Origin of the sequence: Burkholderia sp. PAMC 26561 (genome assembly GCF_001557535.2) — a bacterium.
Lineage (GTDB): Bacteria > Pseudomonadota > Gammaproteobacteria > Burkholderiales > Burkholderiaceae > Caballeronia.
Window position 1 is genome coordinate 2,720,365 of sequence record NZ_CP014306.1, and the last position, 17,434, is coordinate 2,737,798.

At 60.7% G+C, this 17,434-nt stretch carries 18 protein-coding genes; 8 read left to right on the forward strand and 10 right to left on the reverse strand.

Annotated features, from left to right (window positions below):
* Position 1 precedes the first annotated feature (1 nt).
* On the forward strand, positions 2-988 hold the full coding sequence (gene gnd / locus AXG89_RS12565; RefSeq protein ID WP_061999235.1) for a phosphogluconate dehydrogenase (NAD(+)-dependent, decarboxylating): 987 nt from the start codon (positions 2-4) through the stop codon (positions 986-988).
* A gap of 56 nt (positions 989-1,044) precedes the next feature.
* On the opposite strand, the gene AXG89_RS12570 is transcribed toward gnd, so the two are convergent.
* On the reverse strand, positions 1,045-1,809 hold the full coding sequence (locus AXG89_RS12570; protein WP_236873422.1) for an ABC transporter permease: 765 nt from the start codon (positions 1,807-1,809) through the stop codon (positions 1,045-1,047).
* 87 nt (positions 1,810-1,896) lie between these two features.
* The gene (gene nodI / locus AXG89_RS12575) at positions 1,897-2,862 is read right to left on the reverse strand and encodes a nodulation factor ABC transporter ATP-binding protein NodI (protein WP_062169851.1); all 966 of its coding nucleotides are present in this window, start codon (positions 2,860-2,862) and stop codon (positions 1,897-1,899) included.
* 386 nt (positions 2,863-3,248) lie between these two features.
* On the opposite strand from nodI, the gene AXG89_RS12585 reads away from it, so the two are divergent.
* Positions 3,249-3,755: a universal stress protein gene (locus AXG89_RS12585; RefSeq protein WP_061999238.1), complete on the forward strand. Its 507-nt coding sequence runs from the start codon at positions 3,249-3,251 to the stop codon at positions 3,753-3,755.
* Positions 3,756-3,788: 33 nt separating this feature from the next.
* Here AXG89_RS12585 and AXG89_RS12590 read toward each other — a convergent pair whose 3' ends face one another.
* From AXG89_RS12590 to lexA, 3 genes are all read right to left on the reverse strand, one after another.
* Entirely contained in the window at positions 3,789-4,406 is a 618-nt protein-coding gene (locus tag AXG89_RS12590; RefSeq protein ID WP_062169853.1) for a DUF2939 domain-containing protein, read from the reverse strand.
* A 124-nt stretch (positions 4,407-4,530) separates the two neighbouring features.
* Positions 4,531-4,935, reverse strand: coding sequence for a hypothetical protein (locus AXG89_RS12595; RefSeq protein WP_236873335.1), 405 nt, complete (start codon positions 4,933-4,935; stop codon positions 4,531-4,533).
* A 195-nt stretch (positions 4,936-5,130) separates the two neighbouring features.
* The gene (gene lexA / locus AXG89_RS12600) at positions 5,131-5,796 is read right to left on the reverse strand and encodes a transcriptional repressor LexA (RefSeq protein WP_062000819.1); all 666 of its coding nucleotides are present in this window, start codon (positions 5,794-5,796) and stop codon (positions 5,131-5,133) included.
* 284 nt (positions 5,797-6,080) lie between these two features.
* On the opposite strand from lexA, the gene AXG89_RS12605 reads away from it, so the two are divergent.
* The 6 genes from AXG89_RS12605 (at position 6,081) to AXG89_RS12630 (ending at position 12,189) form a co-directional block, all read left to right on the forward strand.
* On the forward strand, positions 6,081-7,118 hold the full coding sequence (locus AXG89_RS12605; RefSeq protein ID WP_062169854.1) for a sulfate ABC transporter substrate-binding protein: 1,038 nt from the start codon (positions 6,081-6,083) through the stop codon (positions 7,116-7,118).
* Between the two features lie 168 nt (positions 7,119-7,286).
* A complete protein-coding gene (cysT, locus tag AXG89_RS12610) occupies positions 7,287-8,183 on the forward strand; it encodes a sulfate ABC transporter permease subunit CysT (RefSeq protein WP_061999241.1) in 897 nt (298 codons plus the stop codon).
* Entirely contained in the window at positions 8,180-9,124 is a 945-nt protein-coding gene (gene cysW / locus AXG89_RS12615; RefSeq protein WP_061999242.1) for a sulfate ABC transporter permease subunit CysW, read from the forward strand. Before cysT ends, cysW begins: the two co-directional genes overlap by 4 nt.
* 15 nt (positions 9,125-9,139) lie before the next feature.
* Positions 9,140-10,198: a sulfate/molybdate ABC transporter ATP-binding protein gene (locus tag AXG89_RS12620; RefSeq protein ID WP_062169855.1), complete on the forward strand. Its 1,059-nt coding sequence runs from the start codon at positions 9,140-9,142 to the stop codon at positions 10,196-10,198.
* 24 nt (positions 10,199-10,222) lie between these two features.
* On the forward strand, positions 10,223-11,149 hold the full coding sequence (locus AXG89_RS12625; RefSeq protein WP_061999244.1) for a CysB family HTH-type transcriptional regulator: 927 nt from the start codon (positions 10,223-10,225) through the stop codon (positions 11,147-11,149).
* A 35-nt stretch (positions 11,150-11,184) separates the two neighbouring features.
* Positions 11,185-12,189, forward strand: a complete 1,005-nt coding sequence (locus AXG89_RS12630) for an asparaginase (RefSeq protein ID WP_061999245.1) — start codon at positions 11,185-11,187, stop codon at positions 12,187-12,189.
* Here the strand turns inward: AXG89_RS12630 and AXG89_RS12635 are convergent.
* The 5 genes from AXG89_RS12635 to gcl form a co-directional block, all read right to left on the reverse strand.
* On the reverse strand, positions 12,183-12,821 hold the full coding sequence (locus AXG89_RS12635; protein ID WP_062169856.1) for a Vat family streptogramin A O-acetyltransferase: 639 nt from the start codon (positions 12,819-12,821) through the stop codon (positions 12,183-12,185). The two genes, AXG89_RS12630 and AXG89_RS12635, sit on opposite strands and share 7 nt — an antisense overlap.
* A 119-nt stretch (positions 12,822-12,940) precedes the next feature.
* Positions 12,941-13,429: a peptidoglycan-binding protein LysM gene (gene lysM / locus AXG89_RS12640; protein WP_061999247.1), complete on the reverse strand. Its 489-nt coding sequence runs from the start codon at positions 13,427-13,429 to the stop codon at positions 12,941-12,943.
* A gap of 302 nt (positions 13,430-13,731) precedes the next feature.
* Entirely contained in the window at positions 13,732-14,619 is an 888-nt protein-coding gene (glxR, locus tag AXG89_RS12645) for a 2-hydroxy-3-oxopropionate reductase (RefSeq protein WP_062169857.1), read from the reverse strand.
* Between the two features lie 34 nt (positions 14,620-14,653).
* Positions 14,654-15,457 (reverse strand): hydroxypyruvate isomerase, encoded by an 804-nt coding sequence (gene hyi, locus AXG89_RS12650; protein ID WP_062169858.1) that lies wholly within the window; start codon positions 15,455-15,457, stop codon positions 14,654-14,656.
* 47 nt (positions 15,458-15,504) lie between these two features.
* Positions 15,505-17,286, reverse strand: a complete 1,782-nt coding sequence (gcl, locus tag AXG89_RS12655) for a glyoxylate carboligase (RefSeq protein WP_062000821.1) — start codon at positions 17,284-17,286, stop codon at positions 15,505-15,507.
* Positions 17,287-17,434 lie beyond the last annotated feature (148 nt).

The window sequence follows — 17,434 nt, forward strand, 5'->3', positions numbered from 1 at the left end:
CATGCAGATAGGAATCGTTGGACTCGGCAGGATGGGCGCAAACATCGCACGCCGTCTCATGCGCGGCAAGCAAACATGCGTGGTGTACGACCACAACCCGGACGCGACTCAAGCCGTGGTTGCCGACGGCGCGACAGGATCAAGCGACCTCGGCGACCTGGTGAAGAAGCTCGAAGCGCCGCGAACCGTCTGGCTGATGTTGCCGGCGGGCAAGATCACCGAAGATTCCATGAACGATCTCTACGAGATCCTGGAAGCGGGTGACACGATCATCGACGGCGGCAACAGCTTCTACAAGGACGACATCATCCACGCGGCGAAGCTCAAGCAGAAGGGCATTCATTTCGTCGATGTCGGTACGTCCGGCGGCGTCTGGGGCTTGGAACGCGGCTATTGCATGATGATCGGCGGCGAGCAGGATGTGGTGCAGCGGCTCGATCCCATCTTCTCCGTGCTGGCTCCGGGACGCGGCGACATTCCTGAGACGCCCAATCGCGAAGGTCGCGATGCACGCGTCGAAAATGGCTATATGCATGTCGGGCCGGTCGGTTCGGGGCACTTCGTGAAGATGGTGCATAACGGTATCGAATACGGCTTGATGCAGGCGTATGCGGAAGGGTTCGATATCCTGAAGCACAAGTCATCGACTGATTTGCCCGAGGCGCAGCGCTATGATCTCGATCTCGCCGATGTCGCCGAAGTCTGGCGGCGCGGCAGCGTGGTGTCGTCATGGCTGCTCGATCTGACGGCGGGCGCGCTGGCGGGCAACGGAACGCTCGACAAATACTCGGCTGAAGTTGCCGATAGCGGTGAAGGCCGCTGGACCATCGAGGCGGCGATCGAGGAAGCAGTGCCGGCGCAGGTGTTGTCAGCGGCGCTTTACTCGCGCTTCCGTTCTCGCGACGGCAATTCGTTCGCCGACAGGATGTTGTCGGCAATGCGCTTTGGGTTCGGCGGTCACAAGGAGTTCACGCCGGGTTTGAAGTGAGCGTGTGACTGGCAGTTGGAAAGCCGCTCGAGCGCCAGGCTGAGCGGCTTTTTTTATCAGCGCATCATGCGCCGGCGGAACAGAATCGCGCAGAGGAAAAACGGGACGATTGCATAAGCCAGAAGCACTGCAACGTGCAGAAAGACATGCTCCGGCGGACGATCCAGCATCGCGGGCCGGATCAACGCGACCGCGTGCGATAACGGCAACAACAACGAGACATGCTGGGCGAGCGCCGGCAATTGCGTCAGCGGGAAAAACACGCCCGAGAGCAACAACATGGGCGTGAGCGCGAGGGTCTGGTAGAACATGAAAAAGTCATAGCTCGGCGCGAGCGCGGTCACGATCATCGCCGTGCTGGAAAACGCCAGACCGGTCAGGACGATGACGGGCAGCGCGTAAAGCATCGATGGAAAACTCGCGTACCCGAGCACACCGGCGACCAGCATGATCGCCACACCCGAGAGCACCGACTTGCTCGCCGCCCATATGATCTCGGCCAGCACGATATCGCCGAGCGTCAAAGGTGTATGCATGATCGCTTCCCACGTGCGCTGGACGTGCATACGCGAAAAGCCGGAATACATGGCCTCGAAGCTCGCCGACATCATCACGCTCGACGCAACCGTGCCCGCCGCCAGGAACGCGATGTACGAAACACCGTCCACATGACCGACCATCAGTCCGAGCCCGAGACCCAGGCCGAATAAATAGATCATGGGATCGGCGAGATTACCGAACATCGACGCAATCGCGAGTTTCTTCCAGACGAGATAGTTTCGCCGCCAGACCGAAATCCAGTTCGATGCGTTCGCCGGCATGGACGACAGGAACGGCTCGTCCGCGCGCTTCTGTTCGACAGGCCGGGGCGCGCTTGCGGCGCTTGTTTGCGGTTCGCTCGCCATTGATCAGTCCACCATCTCGCGCCCGGTCAGGCGCAAAAACACATCTTCGAGATTCGCCGGGCGGTGCAGGTAACGCACGCCCGGCCGCCCCTTTACTCGCTGATGCACGGGGGCGGGGTCATCGACGTAACAAAACAGCGTTTCGCCGCTTATTTCCATCCGCCCGACAAACGGCGTGAGCTCGTCCCGCAGTGCTTGCGGATCAGGCCCGTAGATTTCGATGACGTCGCAACCAATCACCCGTTCGATCAGCTCATCGGGTTTGCCTTCCGCCACCTTGCGTCCTTCCTCGATCACGCACAGCCGGTCGCAAAGCCGTTCGGCTTCCTCCATGAAGTGCGTTGTGAGCAGAATTGTCTTGCCGCGCGAGAGCAGCGAGCGCAGACGCTCCCAGATCAGGTGACGCGCCTGGGGATCGAGGCCTGTGGTCGGTTCGTCCATGACCAGAACGTCGGGATCGTTCACGAGCGCGCGGGCAAGCGTCAATCGCCGCTTCATGCCGCCCGACAACTCGCCGACGCGCGCATTCGCCTTGCTTTCCAGCCGCGCAAATTCCAGCAGCGACGGAACCACGGCTTCAATCTCGCGCCCGCTCATGCCGAAATAGCGGCCGAAGATCAGCAGGTTTTCGCGAACGGTGAAATCGGGATCGAGATTGTCGAATTGCGGAACCACACCCACGCGGCGCCGTGCGAAGCGCGCGCGGGATGGAATGGGTTCACTGACCAGATTGATGGTGCCGGCGTCCGGTGCGGCCAGTCCGAGCAGCATCTTGAGCGTGGTTGTCTTGCCAGCGCCGTTCGGCCCCAGCAGTCCGAAACACTCTCCCGGCTGCACGTGGAACGACAAGCCATTGACGACGGTCTTGTCGCCGTAGTGTTTCCGGACATCGATGAATTCGATAGCCGGAGTCGCCGGCGCGTGGTCCGCGGCGGGCGTGTCGAGGGATAACACTGCTGCATCTGCCATGCGTAGGAACTCGGCGTGGGGTCAGGAAACAAGCTGCTTAGTTTAATCGATTGCACCAGCGCGGCGCGTCGCCGCTATTGCCTGCACTGCCAATGCGCATCCTCGCTTGAGTACGGTTGCGCCAAGATTGCGGCAGGAGGCGGTCAATGTCCGGAATGCCCGCCCAGCAAGGAACTGCAGGCGCTGGCACGCCGCACGCTTGACGTTTTTCCGGCGGCGCACATGCATTAGCGTTTTCCATCGTTGCAAGCGATTTGGCAACGCACCATGATGACGGCAACGCCACTCGCGTCATGTTGCCCGATGGCACGGGGCAACACGCGCAATACGTTGAAGACTGTTTTTTTCGATGCCCTTTGCTGCCACGAGCAGCGCGGAGAACCACCATGGCAAGCTACCGAAAAATCCTGCTGTGCTACGACGGCTCCCGCGAAGGACGCAAGGCGTTACGCGACGGCGCAAATCTCGCGCTCGAGCTAAAAGCCGAAACCCATCTGCTGGCCGTTGTCGATATGCGTTCGAGCATCGCGCAAAGCGCGGGCCTCCTCACCGACATGGCCTGCGGGCGCTTTGAAGACGCCGCCCGCGACATCCTGCACGAAGGCGTGGATTGGCTGACCGAGCGTGGTGTACATGCCGAGGGTCATTTTGCGTTCGGGCACCCTATCGATGAGATTGCCGGGCTTGCGCAAAGTCTTCAGGTGGATCTGGTCGTGGTGGGACACCGTTGCCGCACCGGGCTGGCGCGGTGGTGGATGGGCGCGGGGAACACGCCGCTGATGGACCGCGTCTCGTGCAGCATTCTGGTGGCCGTGTCGCCGACCGGATCGACGGCCGAGCAGGAAGATGCCGCCCACGCCGCAGTCCCCGTCAAGGCCGAAGTGAGTGTGTGAGGATGCAGGGCGTCAAGGTACCTGAAGCCCGGTTCATCCGTTCAACTCGATGCCGACCAGCTTCCACGAGAACAGGCCGTATCGTTTGAGAATGGCCGAATAGCGCGCGTCACCGGCGCCGTGCCGGTAGTTCACCGTGAACGTGTCGAAGCTTCTATAACCCGCCGTTGTTTGTGGCGGCTGCTTGGGCGCCGGTTGCGCCGGCGCGCTCGTGACAGGCGGAGATTGCTGTGCGCTGGGTGCCGTGCCAGGTGTGGCGGAATCGGGCGAGGGCGGAGCCGGCGGTTTCTCGCCGGGATCGCCTCGCGGCGGTATACCGTTCAGGATTGCCGCCACGCCATCCGGCGTTGCGTACGAATCCACGAGTGGACCGATCAGCGCGGCGCCAATCATTGCGCCCAGCAACGCCAGCGGATTGCCGCTTTTACGTACATCGATCTTCCGGGTAAGCAGTTGCCCGACTTGTTCCTTCAGACTCTCTCGCAGCAGCGGAAAATCCACGTACGCGTTCACCGTCTCGGCATCGCGCGCATCGGCGGCGCGTTTCATGCGGTCCAGCGCAATATAAGGTGATGCATAAAGTAGTCCGAGCGCTGCGACGGCCGCAATTACGATCAGTGCGGTTAGAACGGATTTGCTGATGCGAGACATACGTCAGGGTGCCTTCGTGAGTTCGAGGTGATTGACGACGACCAACTGACAACCAATCTCAATTGACCGCGCCGTCACGAAATCTATCCCTCAAACTCGAACAATCACGAGGATTACCTGGAGGTCACGCAAGAAGACCGCCTTCGACGCCCGCGCGTTCTTCGTCGATATAACGGTCGATCATGCGCGAAACCGCTTCAATGTTGCCCACCATGATCACGCGCGATTCGCCGCGATAAACCCGCACCGGCGCACGGCGCTCGGCTTGCGCATGAACCGATGCGCTGAGCGACACCCGTGCAAACGCAGGTTGCCGCGAAGGCAGCACAGGCGGTTCGTCGAACATGTCGGGCGTGTTTGTGTCCTTGCGGGTCTTGCAGGAGATCAGCGCGCGCAGATGACGAAAGCGGCCGAACTCGCGGAATTGCCTGAATGAAAGCGGCGACCGTGCTGCGGGCGCGAAAGAAGCTGACGCAGCCGACGAAGCAGATAAAAACGAGGCAGAAAACAGGCGGGCAAATCGTTCCATGATGTTTCTCCGTGAACAATAGGGTGCGCGCCGGTTCATCGCGGATGCGATGTCCGTCACGCTTTATAAGGCCGGAAATTCAACCGCGGCGCGGCTGGTAGCGGGAGCGCCCGCCGCCGCAGAGCGGATCAGAAAGCAGCAATCAAAAGACGAGAATCAGAGCGTGGGCATCAAGTCGACCGCGCTCGAAGCACATCACAATTCGCCGGATCGGATCAGTCCGACGGCGATACCTTCAAGTGCGAATTCGTCGCTGCCCGAAGCCACGAAGATGTTTTCGTAGTCGGGATTCTCGGCGATCAGTTCGACGCCGTCCGGGCGACGCTTCCAGCGTTTCACCGTCACGTCGTCACCGAGCCGCGCGACGACGATCTGGCCGTCTTTTGCCTCGTTCTTCTTCTGCACTGCGAGCAGGTCACCGTCGAAGATGCCGGCGTCGCGCATGGAAAGCCCGCGAACCTTCAACAGGTAGTCGGGCTTGCTCGAGAACAGTGCCGGGTCACAAGCGAAGTGCTGCGAGATATGTTCCTGCGCAAGGATCGGGCTGCCTGCAGCCACGCGCCCGACCAGCGGCAGGGACAATTGCATGATGCTCGCGTGCGGCAATGTGAATTGATGCGGTCCGTCATCAGGACCTGGCTGGTTCAGCAACCGAATGCCGCGTGAGGAACCCGCCGCCAGCTCGATCACGCCTTTACGGGCCAGCGCACGAAGATGCTCTTCGGCGGAATTGGCCGAACTGAAACCGAGTTCCGCCGCGATCTCGGCGCGCGTGGGCGGAAATCCCGTGCGCTCGATTGCGCGCTGGATCAGTTCGAACACCTCTTGCTGCCGCGCAGTCAGTTTGCTTGTCTTGGTCACGTGCTTTAGCCCCTTGTCTGGTCCGCCACCCACTGTATGGATGAACAGATGCCTGTAGTTTTATACAGTATTCGCCGCTTTTCAAGCTTTACTTTAAGTTCGGCGTCGTCCAGACCACACAGAGCGAGAAAACAGGCTGCTCCAACACCCGTTTACCGGTCGCAACGCCGTTGCCAGCCTTCATTAGCACTTTTTGATCTAAAAACATGAAGAACAATTATTTTTAATAATGAAAGGCCGTCGATAGACTCAGCCCATCGAATACCATAAGACGGAGAAGGGGAATGTTGAGTCGTAGATCGGGGTGGGGCGTGCGTGCCAGGAAACTGCTTGCAACGGCGGTTATCGGGGCTGCGTCGGGAATCGGGATGATCGCGCAAGCGCACGCCGATACGTCGTTTCTCAACGTGTCGTACGACCCGACGCGCGAGTTGTATCAGGACTTCAACCAGGCTTTTGGCAAGAAATGGAAGGCCGAGACCGGCGAGACGGTCACGTTCAAGCAGTCGCACGGTGGGTCGGGCGGTCAGGCGCGCTCGGTTCTGGATGGCTTGCAGGCTGACGTGGTAACACTGGCGCTGGCTTATGACATCGATGCATTGTCGGCCAAGGGTCTGGTCGCGCAGGACTGGCAGAAGCGTTTGCCGGACAACGCGTCGCCTTATACATCGACTATCGTGTTCCTCGTTCGTAAGGGCAACCCCAAGCAGGTCAAGGACTGGCCGGATCTGCTGAAGCCGGGTGTATCGATTGTGACGCCGAATCCGAAGACTTCCGGCGGCGCCCGCTGGAACTACCTCGCGGCATGGGCATACGCCGAACATTTGCCGGGTGGCAATGCGACGACCGCCAAGGATTTCGTGACCAAGCTCTATAAGAACGCCGGCGTGCTCGATTCAGGCGCGCGTGGCGCCACCACGAGCTTCGTGCAACGCGGTCAGGGCGACGTGCTGATCGCCTGGGAAAACGAGGCGTTCCTGTCGCTGAAGGAATTCGGTGCGGACAAATTCGAGATTGTGGTGCCTTCGGTGAGCATTCTGGCTGAGCCGCCGGTGGCAGTCGTCGACAAGGTCGTTGACCGTCATGGCACACGCAAGCTGGCCGAGGCGTACCTCAAGTACTTGTATAGCGAGGAAGGGCAGGAGATTGCGGCGCGCAATTTTTATCGTCCGCGTTCGGCAACGGTTCCGGCCGCATTCACCAAGCAGTTCCCAAAGATCAAGCTGTACACCATCGATGATTCGTTTGGCGGCTGGACCAAGGCGCAAAAGACGCATTTCGCCGATGGCGGCGTGTTCGATTCGATCTATCAGCCGCAGTAATAGCGGCGAGTTTCAAAGCATGAAGCACAGCATCGCCTGCGTTGATCCGCTCGCGATGCTGTAGTCGTAAGAAGCCACAAAAAACCAGCAACACCACCACGGCCGCACAGACGGTCAGAACCCCGAAGCGCCGTTCCCCGCGACGCAACGGTACTGGATGATGGACGCATGACAACTTTCACTTTCCGCAAGCCCAGCGCGCTGCCGGGCTTCGGCCTGACGCTCGGCGTCACGGTGGCGTATCTGAGCCTCGTGGTGTTGATTCCGCTCGCCGCGACCTTTGCCAAGACGGCCACCCTCGACTGGGCAACGTTCGTGCGAGCCGTCACGTCGCCGCGTGTGCTGGCGTCGTATCGGCTGACGTTTTCGGCCGCGCTCGGCGGCGCGCTGATCAACGCCGTGTTCGGCTTTCTGGTCGCCTGGGTGCTGGTCCGCTATACGTTTCCATTCAAGCGGATCGTGGACGCTGTAGTCGATCTGCCGTTTGCGTTGCCTACCTCCGTAGCAGGCATTGCGCTCGCGGCCGTGTATGCGCCCAATGGCTGGATCGGACAATTTCTCGCGCCGCTCGGGCTCAAAGTGGCGTTTACGCCGCTGGGCGTGCTGGTGGCGCTGACGTTCATCGGCTTGCCGTTCGTGGTGCGGACCGTGCAGCCGGTGCTCGAAGACTTCGAGCGCGAACAGGAAGAAGCCGCCGCGTGCCTTGGCGCGACTCGCTGGCTGACGTTTCGCCGCGTGGTCCTGCCGTCGCTGTTCCCCGCGCTTCTGACCGGCTTCGCGCTTGCCTTCGCGCGCGCGCTGGGCGAGTACGGGTCGGTGATTTTCATCGCGGGTAATGTGCCGATGAAATCCGAAATCACGTCGTTGCTGATCATCACGAAGCTGGAACAGTACGACTATGCCGGGGCGACCGCGATTGCGGTCGTGATGCTGTGCGTGTCCTTCTTGATGCTGCTCCTGATCAACACGCTGCAATGGTTCCTCCAGCGGCGCACCAGCCGCGGCGGAGCGGGTCCCGCGCCGGCGCTGGCCGGTTCACTGCATGTCGATGGAGCCAAAGCATGAGCGGCGTCGACCAGAAAGCGGCGGATCTCGGGGCGCTGCGTGCCATCGAACACAAGCTCGATCCCGTTACCGAATCGCGCGCCGTGCGCTGGATCCTGACGACGATCGCGCTGATCTTTCTCGCGCTGTTTCTCGTCGTGCCGCTTGCTGCCGTGTTTGCGCAGGCCTTTGCGAAGGGCGTGGCGTATTACTTCGATTCGTTGAAGGACCCCGATGCGTGGTCCGCCATCAAGCTCACGTTGATCACGGCGGCCATTGCCGTGCCGCTGAACGTTGTGTTTGGACTCTGCGCTTCGTGGGCGATCGCCAAGTTCGAGTTTCGTGGCAAGGCATTTCTCACCACGCTGATCGACTTGCCGTTTTCGGTCTCGCCGGTCGTCTCGGGCCTCATCTACGTGCTGATGTTCGGCGCGCAAGGCTGGTTCGGACCATGGCTCATCGACCATAACGTGCAGATCATCTTTGCCGTGCCGGGCATCGTCCTAGCAACGATCTTCGTCACGTTCCCGTTTGTCGCCCGTGAGCTGATCCCGCTGATGCAGGCCCAAGGCAACGACGAAGAAGAAGCGGCGCACGTGCTTGGCGCGTCGGGCTGGCAAATCTTCCGGCGCGTGACGCTGCCCAATGTGAAGTGGGGTCTCCTGTACGGCGTGATCCTCTGTAACGCGCGGGCGATGGGCGAGTTCGGCGCCGTGTCCGTGGTCTCGGGCCATATTCGCGGCCAGACCGACACCATGCCGCTGCACGTCGAAATTCTCTACAACGAATACAACTTCTCGGCGGCGTTCGCCGTGGCCTCGTTGCTGGCGCTGCTGGCGCTCGTCACGCTCGGGCTGAAACTGCTCGCCGAAAACCGCATGGAGAAATCGATAAAAGCCGCGCAAGCCCGGCCTGCCGATATCGATGTACACAAGCCCGCGGCCGCGTCACTCCAGAACTAGAAGGCGAAGATCACCATGAGCATCATCGTTCGCAATTTGCAAAAGCGCTTTGGCGATTTCGTCGCGCTGGATAACGTCTCGCTGGACTTCCCCGCGGGCGAGCTGGTCGCGTTGCTTGGACCGTCGGGCTGCGGCAAGACCACGTTGTTGCGCGTAATCGCGGGACTCGAATACGCGGATGCGGGTTCGGTCGTGCTGAACGGCGAAGACGTCGCGGAAGTCGGCGCGCGCGAACGTCAGGTCGGTTTCGTGTTCCAGCATTACGCGCTGTTCCGCCATATGACCGTGTTCGAGAACGTCGCGTTCGGGCTGCGCGTGAAACCGCGCAAGGAACGGCCGCCGGAAGCCGTGATCCGCGAGAAAGTGCATGAGCTGCTGAAGCTTGTCCAGCTCGATTGGCTTGCGCAACGGTTTCCATCGGAGTTGTCGGGTGGTCAGCGGCAGCGCATTGCGCTGGCGCGTGCATTGGCTGTAGAGCCGAAAGTGCTGCTGCTCGACGAACCCTTCGGCGCGCTGGATGCCAAGGTCCGGAAGGAGCTGCGTAGCTGGTTGCGCCGTCTGCATGACGACCTGCATATCTCGACCATTTTCGTCACGCACGACCAGGAAGAAGCGTTGGAGGTCGCGGACCGGATCGTGGTGCTCAATCGCGGACATGTGGAGCAAGTGGGCAGCCCGCAAGACGTCTACGATCATCCGCAGACGTCGTTCGTCTACGAGTTCCTGGGCGCGGCAAACCGCCTGAAAGGGACCGTCGATGCACAAGGTTTCGTGGCGCAAGGCGCCGCCAAACCGATCGCGACCGAAGCCAGCTTCACGGGTCCGGCGGTCGCCTACGTCCGGCCGCACGATCTCACGCTGTTCCCGACGGCGTCGAGTCATCGCGACGGGATCGTGGTCGACGTGCGCCGCGTCGTGACGCTCGGCGGTTCGGTGCGCGTGGACCTGGAAGGCGCGGAAGGCAACGTGCTCGAAGCCGAACTGGATCGCGAGACGTGGCGCGCTTTGAACCTGAACATAGGCGATGGCGTGACCGCCGTCCCGCGCATGCTGCGCGTGTTCCCGGCACATTGAGACTACCCAAGAAGAGAGGCTGACATGAACTTCCAGCAACTGCGTTTCGTCCGCGAGGCCGTGCGCCAGAACATGAATCTGACCGAGGTCGCGAACGTGCTTTATACGTCGCAATCGGGTGTATCGAAGCAGATCAAGGACCTCGAGGATGAACTCGGCGTCGACATTTTCATTCGTCGCGGCAAGCGTCTGACGGGCCTGACCGAGCCGGGCAAGGAAGTGCATCAGGTGATCGAACGCATGCTGCTCGATGCCGAAAACCTGCGCCGCGTTGCGCGCCAGTTCGCCGACCAGGACAACGGCCATCTGGTGGTCGCGACGACTCACACGCAGGCGCGTTATGCATTGCCGAAAGTCATTCGCCGGTTCACCGAGGTGTTCCCGAAAGTCCACCTCGCGCTGCGCCAGGGCAGCCCGCAGCAGATCGCGCAGATGATCATCAATGGCGAGGCGGACATCGGTATTTCGACAGAAGCGCTCGACCGGTATCCGGACATCATTACCTTCCCATGCTATTCGTGGCATCACACGGTAGTCGTGCCGAAGGGCCATCCGCTGGTCGGGCGCGAGAACCTCACGCTCGACGAAATCGCCGAATACCCGATCGTCACCTACGATAACGATTTCACCGGCCGTTCGCACGTCGACCAGGCGTTCGCGAAAGTGGGCGCAATGCCGGACGTGGTGCTGACCGCCATCGATGCCGACGTGATCAAGACCTATGTGGAGCTGGGCATGGGTATCGGCATTGTGGCTGCAATGGCCTTCGATGAAAAACGCGACACCGAACTCGTCGCGCTCGATACCCAACATCTGTTCGAGGCGAGCACCACGCGCGTGGGCTTGCGCAAGGGCGCCTTCCTTCGCGCTTACGCGTACAAGCTGATCGAGATGTTCGCGCCGCAACTGGATGAAGCGCAAATCGCGGCGCAGTTGCGCGAGGCGGCGTAAAACTCGCTTCAGACACGCTCCGCTACAATTGCGGCATGAACTCCTTACACACTTCATTGCCGCAGATTGCCGTCCTCGCCACCGGTGGCACCATCGCGGGCGAGGCGAGCGATGTCGCGAAAACCTCGGGTTACAAGGCCGGCGTTGTCGGCGTCGACAAACTGCTCCACGCCGTGCCGTCCTTGTCGCAGGTTGCGCGGATTCACTCGGAGCAAGTCGCGAGTATCGACAGCAAGGACATGACGCCGGCGCTCTGGGCCAATTTATGCGCACGCGTGAATGTCTTGCTCGCGCAGGATGACATCGATGGCGTCGTCATCACTCATGGCACGGATACGCTCGAAGAAACCGCGTATCTGCTGCATCTCACCGTCAAGAGCGACAAGCCGGTTGTGCTGACGGCGGCCATGCGGCCATCGACTGCCTTATCCGCCGATGGCCCGCTCAATTTGCTCAACGCGGTCACTGTGGCTGCGAGCAAGGCATCGTGGAAGCAGGGCGTGCTGGTCGCGTTCAACAATCAGATCCACAGCGGGCGCGATGTCACCAAGACCAGCACCTACGCCGTCGATGCCTTCCGATCGCCTGAGGGCGGCGCGCTCGGCTGGGTTCAGGACGGACAGGTCGAATATCAGCGCACGGTCGTGAGACCCCACACGCTGCAGACGCCGTTCGAGATCGCGGCTGAATTGCCGGCGGTCGAGATCGTGGCGAGCTATGCGGGGGCATCGCGAGTGGCTATCGACGCCCTGGTCGCCGCCGGCGCGAAAGGGCTGGTAATTGCCGGTACGGGAAACGGCTCGATCCACTCAACCATGCAGCAAGCCGTCGCCGATGCCACGAAGCACGGCGTAGTGGTCGTGCGGTCATCGCGTGTCGGTTCGGGTCACGTGATGCGCAACGGCGCGGCGCCGGACGACGCGCTCGGCTCGATCACGGCGGGAAGCCTGAACCCGTACAAGGCCCGCGTGCTGTTGATGCTGGCGCTGGCCGCGGGTGTTGCATCGAGAGACCTGCAAAACGTCTTCGATACCTACTGATTCGCACACTCGCTCAATCGCTCGATATCGCCCGACACGATCTGTTCCAGGTGTCGGGTGATGGTTTCGACAGGCCAGTCCCACCCGGCGATGGCCTGCAGCCGGGCAACGGCTTCGGGCGCGAAGCGGGCCTTGATGGTTTTCGCCGGATTGCCGCCTACGATCGTATAGGGCGCGACATCGCCGGTCACCACCGATCTCGACGACACAATCGCGCCGTCCCCGATCCTGACGCCCGGCATGATCAGCGCGTCGTAGCCAATCCAGACGTCGTTGCCTATTACCGTATCGCCCTTATACGGCAAGTCGGAAAGCGATGGCATGACCTTTTCCCAGCCATTGCCGAAGATTTGAAACGGATACGTCGAGATACCGGAGAGTTTGTGATTGGCGCCGTTCATGATGAACTGGGCGCCTTTGGCGATAGCACAAAATTTCCCGATGATCAGCTTGTCGCCAATAAACGGAAAGTGGTAAAGCACGTTGCGTTCGAAGTGCTCGGCGTCTTCGGGATCGTCGTAATACGTGTAGTCACCGACCACGATATTCGGATTCTTGACAGTGTTCTTGATAAAACAGACTTGCGGAAAGCCTTCCATGGGATGTTTGTTCTTCGGATCGGGACCGTTCATGCGCACTCCGGAAAAAGGATGTCATTGATAGGCCGATCCTGCCTTGCCGCGTTGATTCAGGCAATAAAAAACGCGAACCACGGTTCGCGTTCTTCAATTCTTCAACCGACTCAACCTACTCAAGCCAGCGGCGGAATCCGCAAGACCTGTCCCGGATAAATCTTGTCCGGGCTGCTGAGCATCGGCTTGTTGGCCTCGAAAATCACGTCGTTCTTCGCGCCGTTGCCGTAGTACTTGGTCGCGATCTTCCAGAGATTGTCGCCCGCGGCCACAGTGTGAAATTGTGAAACGGGCGTGGGATTCAGAACGGTGATGTGATCGTCGACCTTGTCGACATGCTGCACGTTGCCTGCCGCGACGAGAATCTTCTCCTTGGTCGCCTGATCGGCGGCCTGGCCGCTAACTGTGACCGTATGCGATGCGCCGTCGAACGTGACTTGCAGGTTGTCGGCCGTGAGGCCCTGATTGCGGATGTACGCAGCGATCGCGTCTCCCGCAGTCTTGTTCAACGCCGCTACATCCGGCGCTGCTGGCGCAGCCGATGCGGTTGTCGATACGGCGCCGAACAACTTCTCGCCCGCTTCCTTGATGAAACTGAACATGCCCATGTTGCAACTCCTGTATTAAGCCAATGAGACGGCCGGATAAAGCCGAGCCTCTTAGTCGCACGGCATCGGGCTTAGTTCGCGGTGTTCACGGGAGGAGTTGTAATACTGTGTGGACGGGCACGAAGTGAAACAAAAACTTGAAGCAAAGCTTGAATCAAAAACAAAAAAAGATCCGGCAGGCGGACACCCGGCAATGACGTCTGACCGACCAAGGCTTCCACGTCATCGCCGGGCGCCGCTAGACGGACCCAACGTTATTACACTTCTTGCAACCCACCGGAGATCAGCCGGTTTTCAGCAATTCAGTTTCCTTCGGTAACCTGATGATTCGACATCAGTTCCAGCGCCCGGACCATGCCCGAGTGATCCCACTCGCGCCCGCCGTTCGCCACGCAGACGCTGAACAGTTGCTGCGCGCTCGCCGTATGCGGCAACGCGAGTCCAAGCTTCTTGGCGCTTTCCAATGCCAGATTCAGGTCCTTTTGATGCAGTTCGATCCGGAAGCCCGGGTTGAACGTGCGCTTGGTCATGCGCTCGCCGTGAACTTCCAGGATCCGCGATGCCGCGAAGCCGCCCATCAATGCCTTGCGTACGCGCTCGGGATCGGCGCCGGACTTCGATGCAAACAGCAGCGCTTCACCCACGGCTTCAATGTTGAGTGCCACGATGATCTGGTTGGCCACCTTGCAGGTTTGCCCCGCGCCGTTATCGCCGATGAGCGTGATGTTCTTGCCCATCGCTTCGAAGAGCGGCTTCGCGCGTTCGAACGCAGCTTCCGGGCCGCCGACCATGATGGTGAGCGTCGCTTCACGCGCGCCGACTTCGCCGCCGGAGACGGGTGCATCGAGGTAATCGCAACCCAATGCGTTGATCTTCTTGGCGAATGCCTGCGTTTCGATGGGCGAGATGGAGCTCATGTCGATCACGAGCTGGCCTTTCTCGAGACCCTTCGCCACGCCGTCGTCGGCGAACAGGACGTTGGCGACGTCGGGCGTGTCCGGCACCATCAGGACGATGATTTCGCTGCCGCGCGTCACTTCCGTCGAGCTGCCGACGACCGTGCCGAGCGAGCGCAGATCCTCAGGCACCGGATACGCGCCGTTCAGGACCAGCGTGTGGCCCGCTTTTTTCAGGTTGCGCGCCATGTGGGCGCCCATGATGCCAAGTCCGATAAAACCGATTGTTGCCATTACGTGTGTCTCCTCCAGTTGTCGGGTCGTGGCTTCAAGCCACCGCGCGCGCGTTCTTCCAGCCTGCAAGCTCGCTCAGCCATCCAAGGCCGGCTTCGGTCGTCGCACGCGGCTTGTATTCGCAACCGATCCAGCCTTGATAGCCGACCGAATCCAGCAGCGAGAACAGGAACGGATAGTTGATCTCGCCCGTGCCCGGTTCGTTGCGGCCGGGGTTGTCGGCGAGTTGAACGTGCGCGATCAGTGGCAGGTTGCGTTTGATCGTCGCCGCAAGTTCGCCTTCCATGCGCTGCATGTGATAGATGTCGTACTGCAGGAACAGGTTGTCCGAGCCGACATCGCGGATCACATCCAGCCCTTCCTGCGATTTGTTCAGCGCGAAGCCGGGGATATCGAAGTGATTGCACGGCTCGACCAGCAGCCTGATGCCTTCCTTCTTCAACGCGGCGGCGGCGAACTTCAAATTCTCAACGATGGTCGCCCGTGCGTCCTCACGGCTCACCGAAGCAGGCGGAATACCGACCAGGCAATTGAGTTGCGGCACGTTCAACGCCTTCGCGTATTCGATCGCCTTCGACACGCCTTCGCGAAACTCTTCCTTGCGGTCCGGCAGACACGCGATGCCACGCTCGCCGCCTTCCCAATTGCCGGCCGGGAGGTTATGCAGCACGATCTGAAGGTTGTTGTCGTCAAGACGCTGGCGCAGATCCGCGATGGAGTACGGATACGGAAACAGGAACTCCACCGCCTCGAAACCCGCTTCCGCTGCCGCTGCAAAGCGGTCGAGGAAGGGCACTTCGTTGAACAGCATCGTCAGGTTTGCGGCAAATTTCGGCATGGTTTCTACTCTCTCAGGCTGCATTCAGGCTACGTTCTGACTGGTACTCAGGCGTTCGATGTCGACGCAATGGCCGTCGGCGCGTCCTGCTCGGTTTCGGCGAGCGGCTCGAACTCGTTGATGGCATCGATTTCCGTGCCCATCGCAATGTTCGTCACGCGCTCCAGAATCACTTCCACGATGACCGGCACGCCGAACTCCGCGAGCATCCCTTCGGCCTTGCGCAGCGCCGGGGCGAGATCTTCCGGTTTGAAGACGCGCATCGCCTTGCAACCCAGACCTTCGGCCACCGCCACGTGATCCACGCCATACCCGTTCAGATCGGGCGCGTTGATGTTCTCGAACGCGAGCTGCACGCAGTAGTCCATATCGAAGCCGCGTTGCGCCTGGCGGATCAAACCGAGGTACGAGTTGTTCACGACCACGTGAATGTAAGGCAAGCGGAACTGCGCACCCACAGCCAGCTCTTCGATCATGAACTGGAAGTCGTAGTCGCCGGAGAGCGCCACGATCGGCCGTTGCGGGTCCGCTGCACGCACACCGAGCGCTGCCGGAATCGTCCAGCCGAGCGGGCCGGCCTGGCCGCAATTGATCCAGTTGCGCGCCTTGTACACGTGCAGGAACTGCGCGCCGGCGATCTGCGAGAGACCGATCGTCGAGATGTAGCAGGTGTCGCGTCCGAAGACCTTGTTCATCTCTTCGTAGACGCGCTGCGGCTTCATCGGCACGTTGTCGAAGTGCGTCTTGCGATGCATCGTGCGCTTGCGTTCCTGGCATTCGCCCACCCACGTTCCGCGATCCTTCAGCTTGCCCGCTGCCTTCCATTCGCGCGCCACTTCCACGAAAAGTTCGAGCGCGAATTTGGCGTCGGAGACAATCCCGAGATCCGGTCCGAACACGCGGCCGATCTGCGTCGGCTCGATATCCACGTGCACGAACGTACGGCCCTTCGTATAGACCTCGACGCTGCCCGTATGACGGTTCGCCCAGCGATTGCCGATGCCGAGAACGAAGTCCGACGCAAGCATGTTGGCGTTGCCGTACCGGTGCGCGGTCTGCAAGCCGCACATGCCGGCCATCAGCGGATGGTCGTCGGCGATTGCGCCCCAGCTCATCAGCGTCGGGATCACCGGCACGTTGATCAGCTCGGCGAACTCCACGAGCAGATCTTCAGCAGCCGCATTCAACACGCCGCCGCCGGACACGATCAACGGCCGCTCGGACGTGGTCAGCATCGTCAGTGCTTTTTCGACCTGGGCGCGGGTGGCTTTCGGCTTGTAGACGGGCAGGGGTTCGTAGGTATCGATATCGAATTCGATTTCGGCGAGCTGCACGTCAATCGGTAAATCGACCAGCACCGGACCCGGACGGCCCGAACGCATCAGGTGAAACGCCTGCTGGAACACGCGCGGCACAAGCGCCGGTTCGCGCACCGTGACCGCCCACTTGGTCACCGGCTTCGCGATCGACTCGATATCGACGGCCTGGAAATCTTCCTTGTAGAGACGCGAGCGCGGCGCCTGGCCCGTGATGGCGAGGATCGGAATCGAATCGGCCTGGGCGGAATAGAGACCGGTGATCATGTCGGTCCCGGCGGGTCCCGACGTTCCGATACACACGCCAATATTTCCCGGCGACGCCCGCGTATAACCTTCAGCCATGTGCGACGCGCCTTCCACGTGCCGCGCCAGCACGTGGCCGATACTGCCGGCCCGCTGCAACGCCGAGTAGAACGGATTGATGGCCGCGCCCGGCACGCCGAACGCCATTTCGATCCCTTCTTTTTCCAGCACGAGAACGGCTGCATCTACAGCTCGCATTTTGGTCATGACTGTCTCCATCCACTGTGTGTTTCGTTGCGTCCCGCCATTGCAGAACGTCGTTTGATGGACTTTATGCGTGTGCCGGAGTGTTGATAAGATCAGCCAGAGTCGTTTGATCCGATACAAAAAGTATCGAACGGACAAATACGGAGAC

Excerpts from the sequence above, each read along its gene's own strand:
- gnd (WP_061999235.1), top strand. The coding sequence starts at position 2 with ATGCAGATAGGAATCGTTGGACTCGGCAGGATGGGCGCAAACATCGCA.
- AXG89_RS12570 (WP_236873422.1), bottom strand. The coding sequence starts at position 1,809 with ATGCCGGCGAACGCATCGAACTGGATTTCGGTCTGGCGGCGAAACTAT.
- nodI (WP_062169851.1), bottom strand. The coding sequence starts at position 2,862 with ATGGCAGATGCAGCAGTGTTATCCCTCGACACGCCCGCCGCGGACCAC.
- AXG89_RS12585 (WP_061999238.1), top strand. The coding sequence starts at position 3,249 with ATGGCAAGCTACCGAAAAATCCTGCTGTGCTACGACGGCTCCCGCGAA.
- AXG89_RS12590 (WP_062169853.1), bottom strand. The coding sequence starts at position 4,406 with ATGTCTCGCATCAGCAAATCCGTTCTAACCGCACTGATCGTAATTGCG.
- AXG89_RS12595 (WP_236873335.1), bottom strand. The coding sequence starts at position 4,935 with ATGGAACGATTTGCCCGCCTGTTTTCTGCCTCGTTTTTATCTGCTTCG.
- AXG89_RS12605 (WP_062169854.1), top strand. The coding sequence starts at position 6,081 with ATGTTGAGTCGTAGATCGGGGTGGGGCGTGCGTGCCAGGAAACTGCTT.
- cysT (WP_061999241.1), top strand. The coding sequence starts at position 7,287 with ATGACAACTTTCACTTTCCGCAAGCCCAGCGCGCTGCCGGGCTTCGGC.
- cysW (WP_061999242.1), top strand. The coding sequence starts at position 8,180 with ATGAGCGGCGTCGACCAGAAAGCGGCGGATCTCGGGGCGCTGCGTGCC.
- AXG89_RS12620 (WP_062169855.1), top strand. The coding sequence starts at position 9,140 with ATGAGCATCATCGTTCGCAATTTGCAAAAGCGCTTTGGCGATTTCGTC.
- AXG89_RS12625 (WP_061999244.1), top strand. The coding sequence starts at position 10,223 with ATGAACTTCCAGCAACTGCGTTTCGTCCGCGAGGCCGTGCGCCAGAAC.
- AXG89_RS12630 (WP_061999245.1), top strand. The coding sequence starts at position 11,185 with ATGAACTCCTTACACACTTCATTGCCGCAGATTGCCGTCCTCGCCACC.
- AXG89_RS12635 (WP_062169856.1), bottom strand. The coding sequence starts at position 12,821 with ATGAACGGTCCCGATCCGAAGAACAAACATCCCATGGAAGGCTTTCCG.
- lysM (WP_061999247.1), bottom strand. The coding sequence starts at position 13,429 with ATGGGCATGTTCAGTTTCATCAAGGAAGCGGGCGAGAAGTTGTTCGGC.
- glxR (WP_062169857.1), bottom strand. The coding sequence starts at position 14,619 with ATGGCAACAATCGGTTTTATCGGACTTGGCATCATGGGCGCCCACATG.
- hyi (WP_062169858.1), bottom strand. The coding sequence starts at position 15,457 with ATGCCGAAATTTGCCGCAAACCTGACGATGCTGTTCAACGAAGTGCCC.
- gcl (WP_062000821.1), bottom strand. The coding sequence starts at position 17,286 with ATGACCAAAATGCGAGCTGTAGATGCAGCCGTTCTCGTGCTGGAAAAA.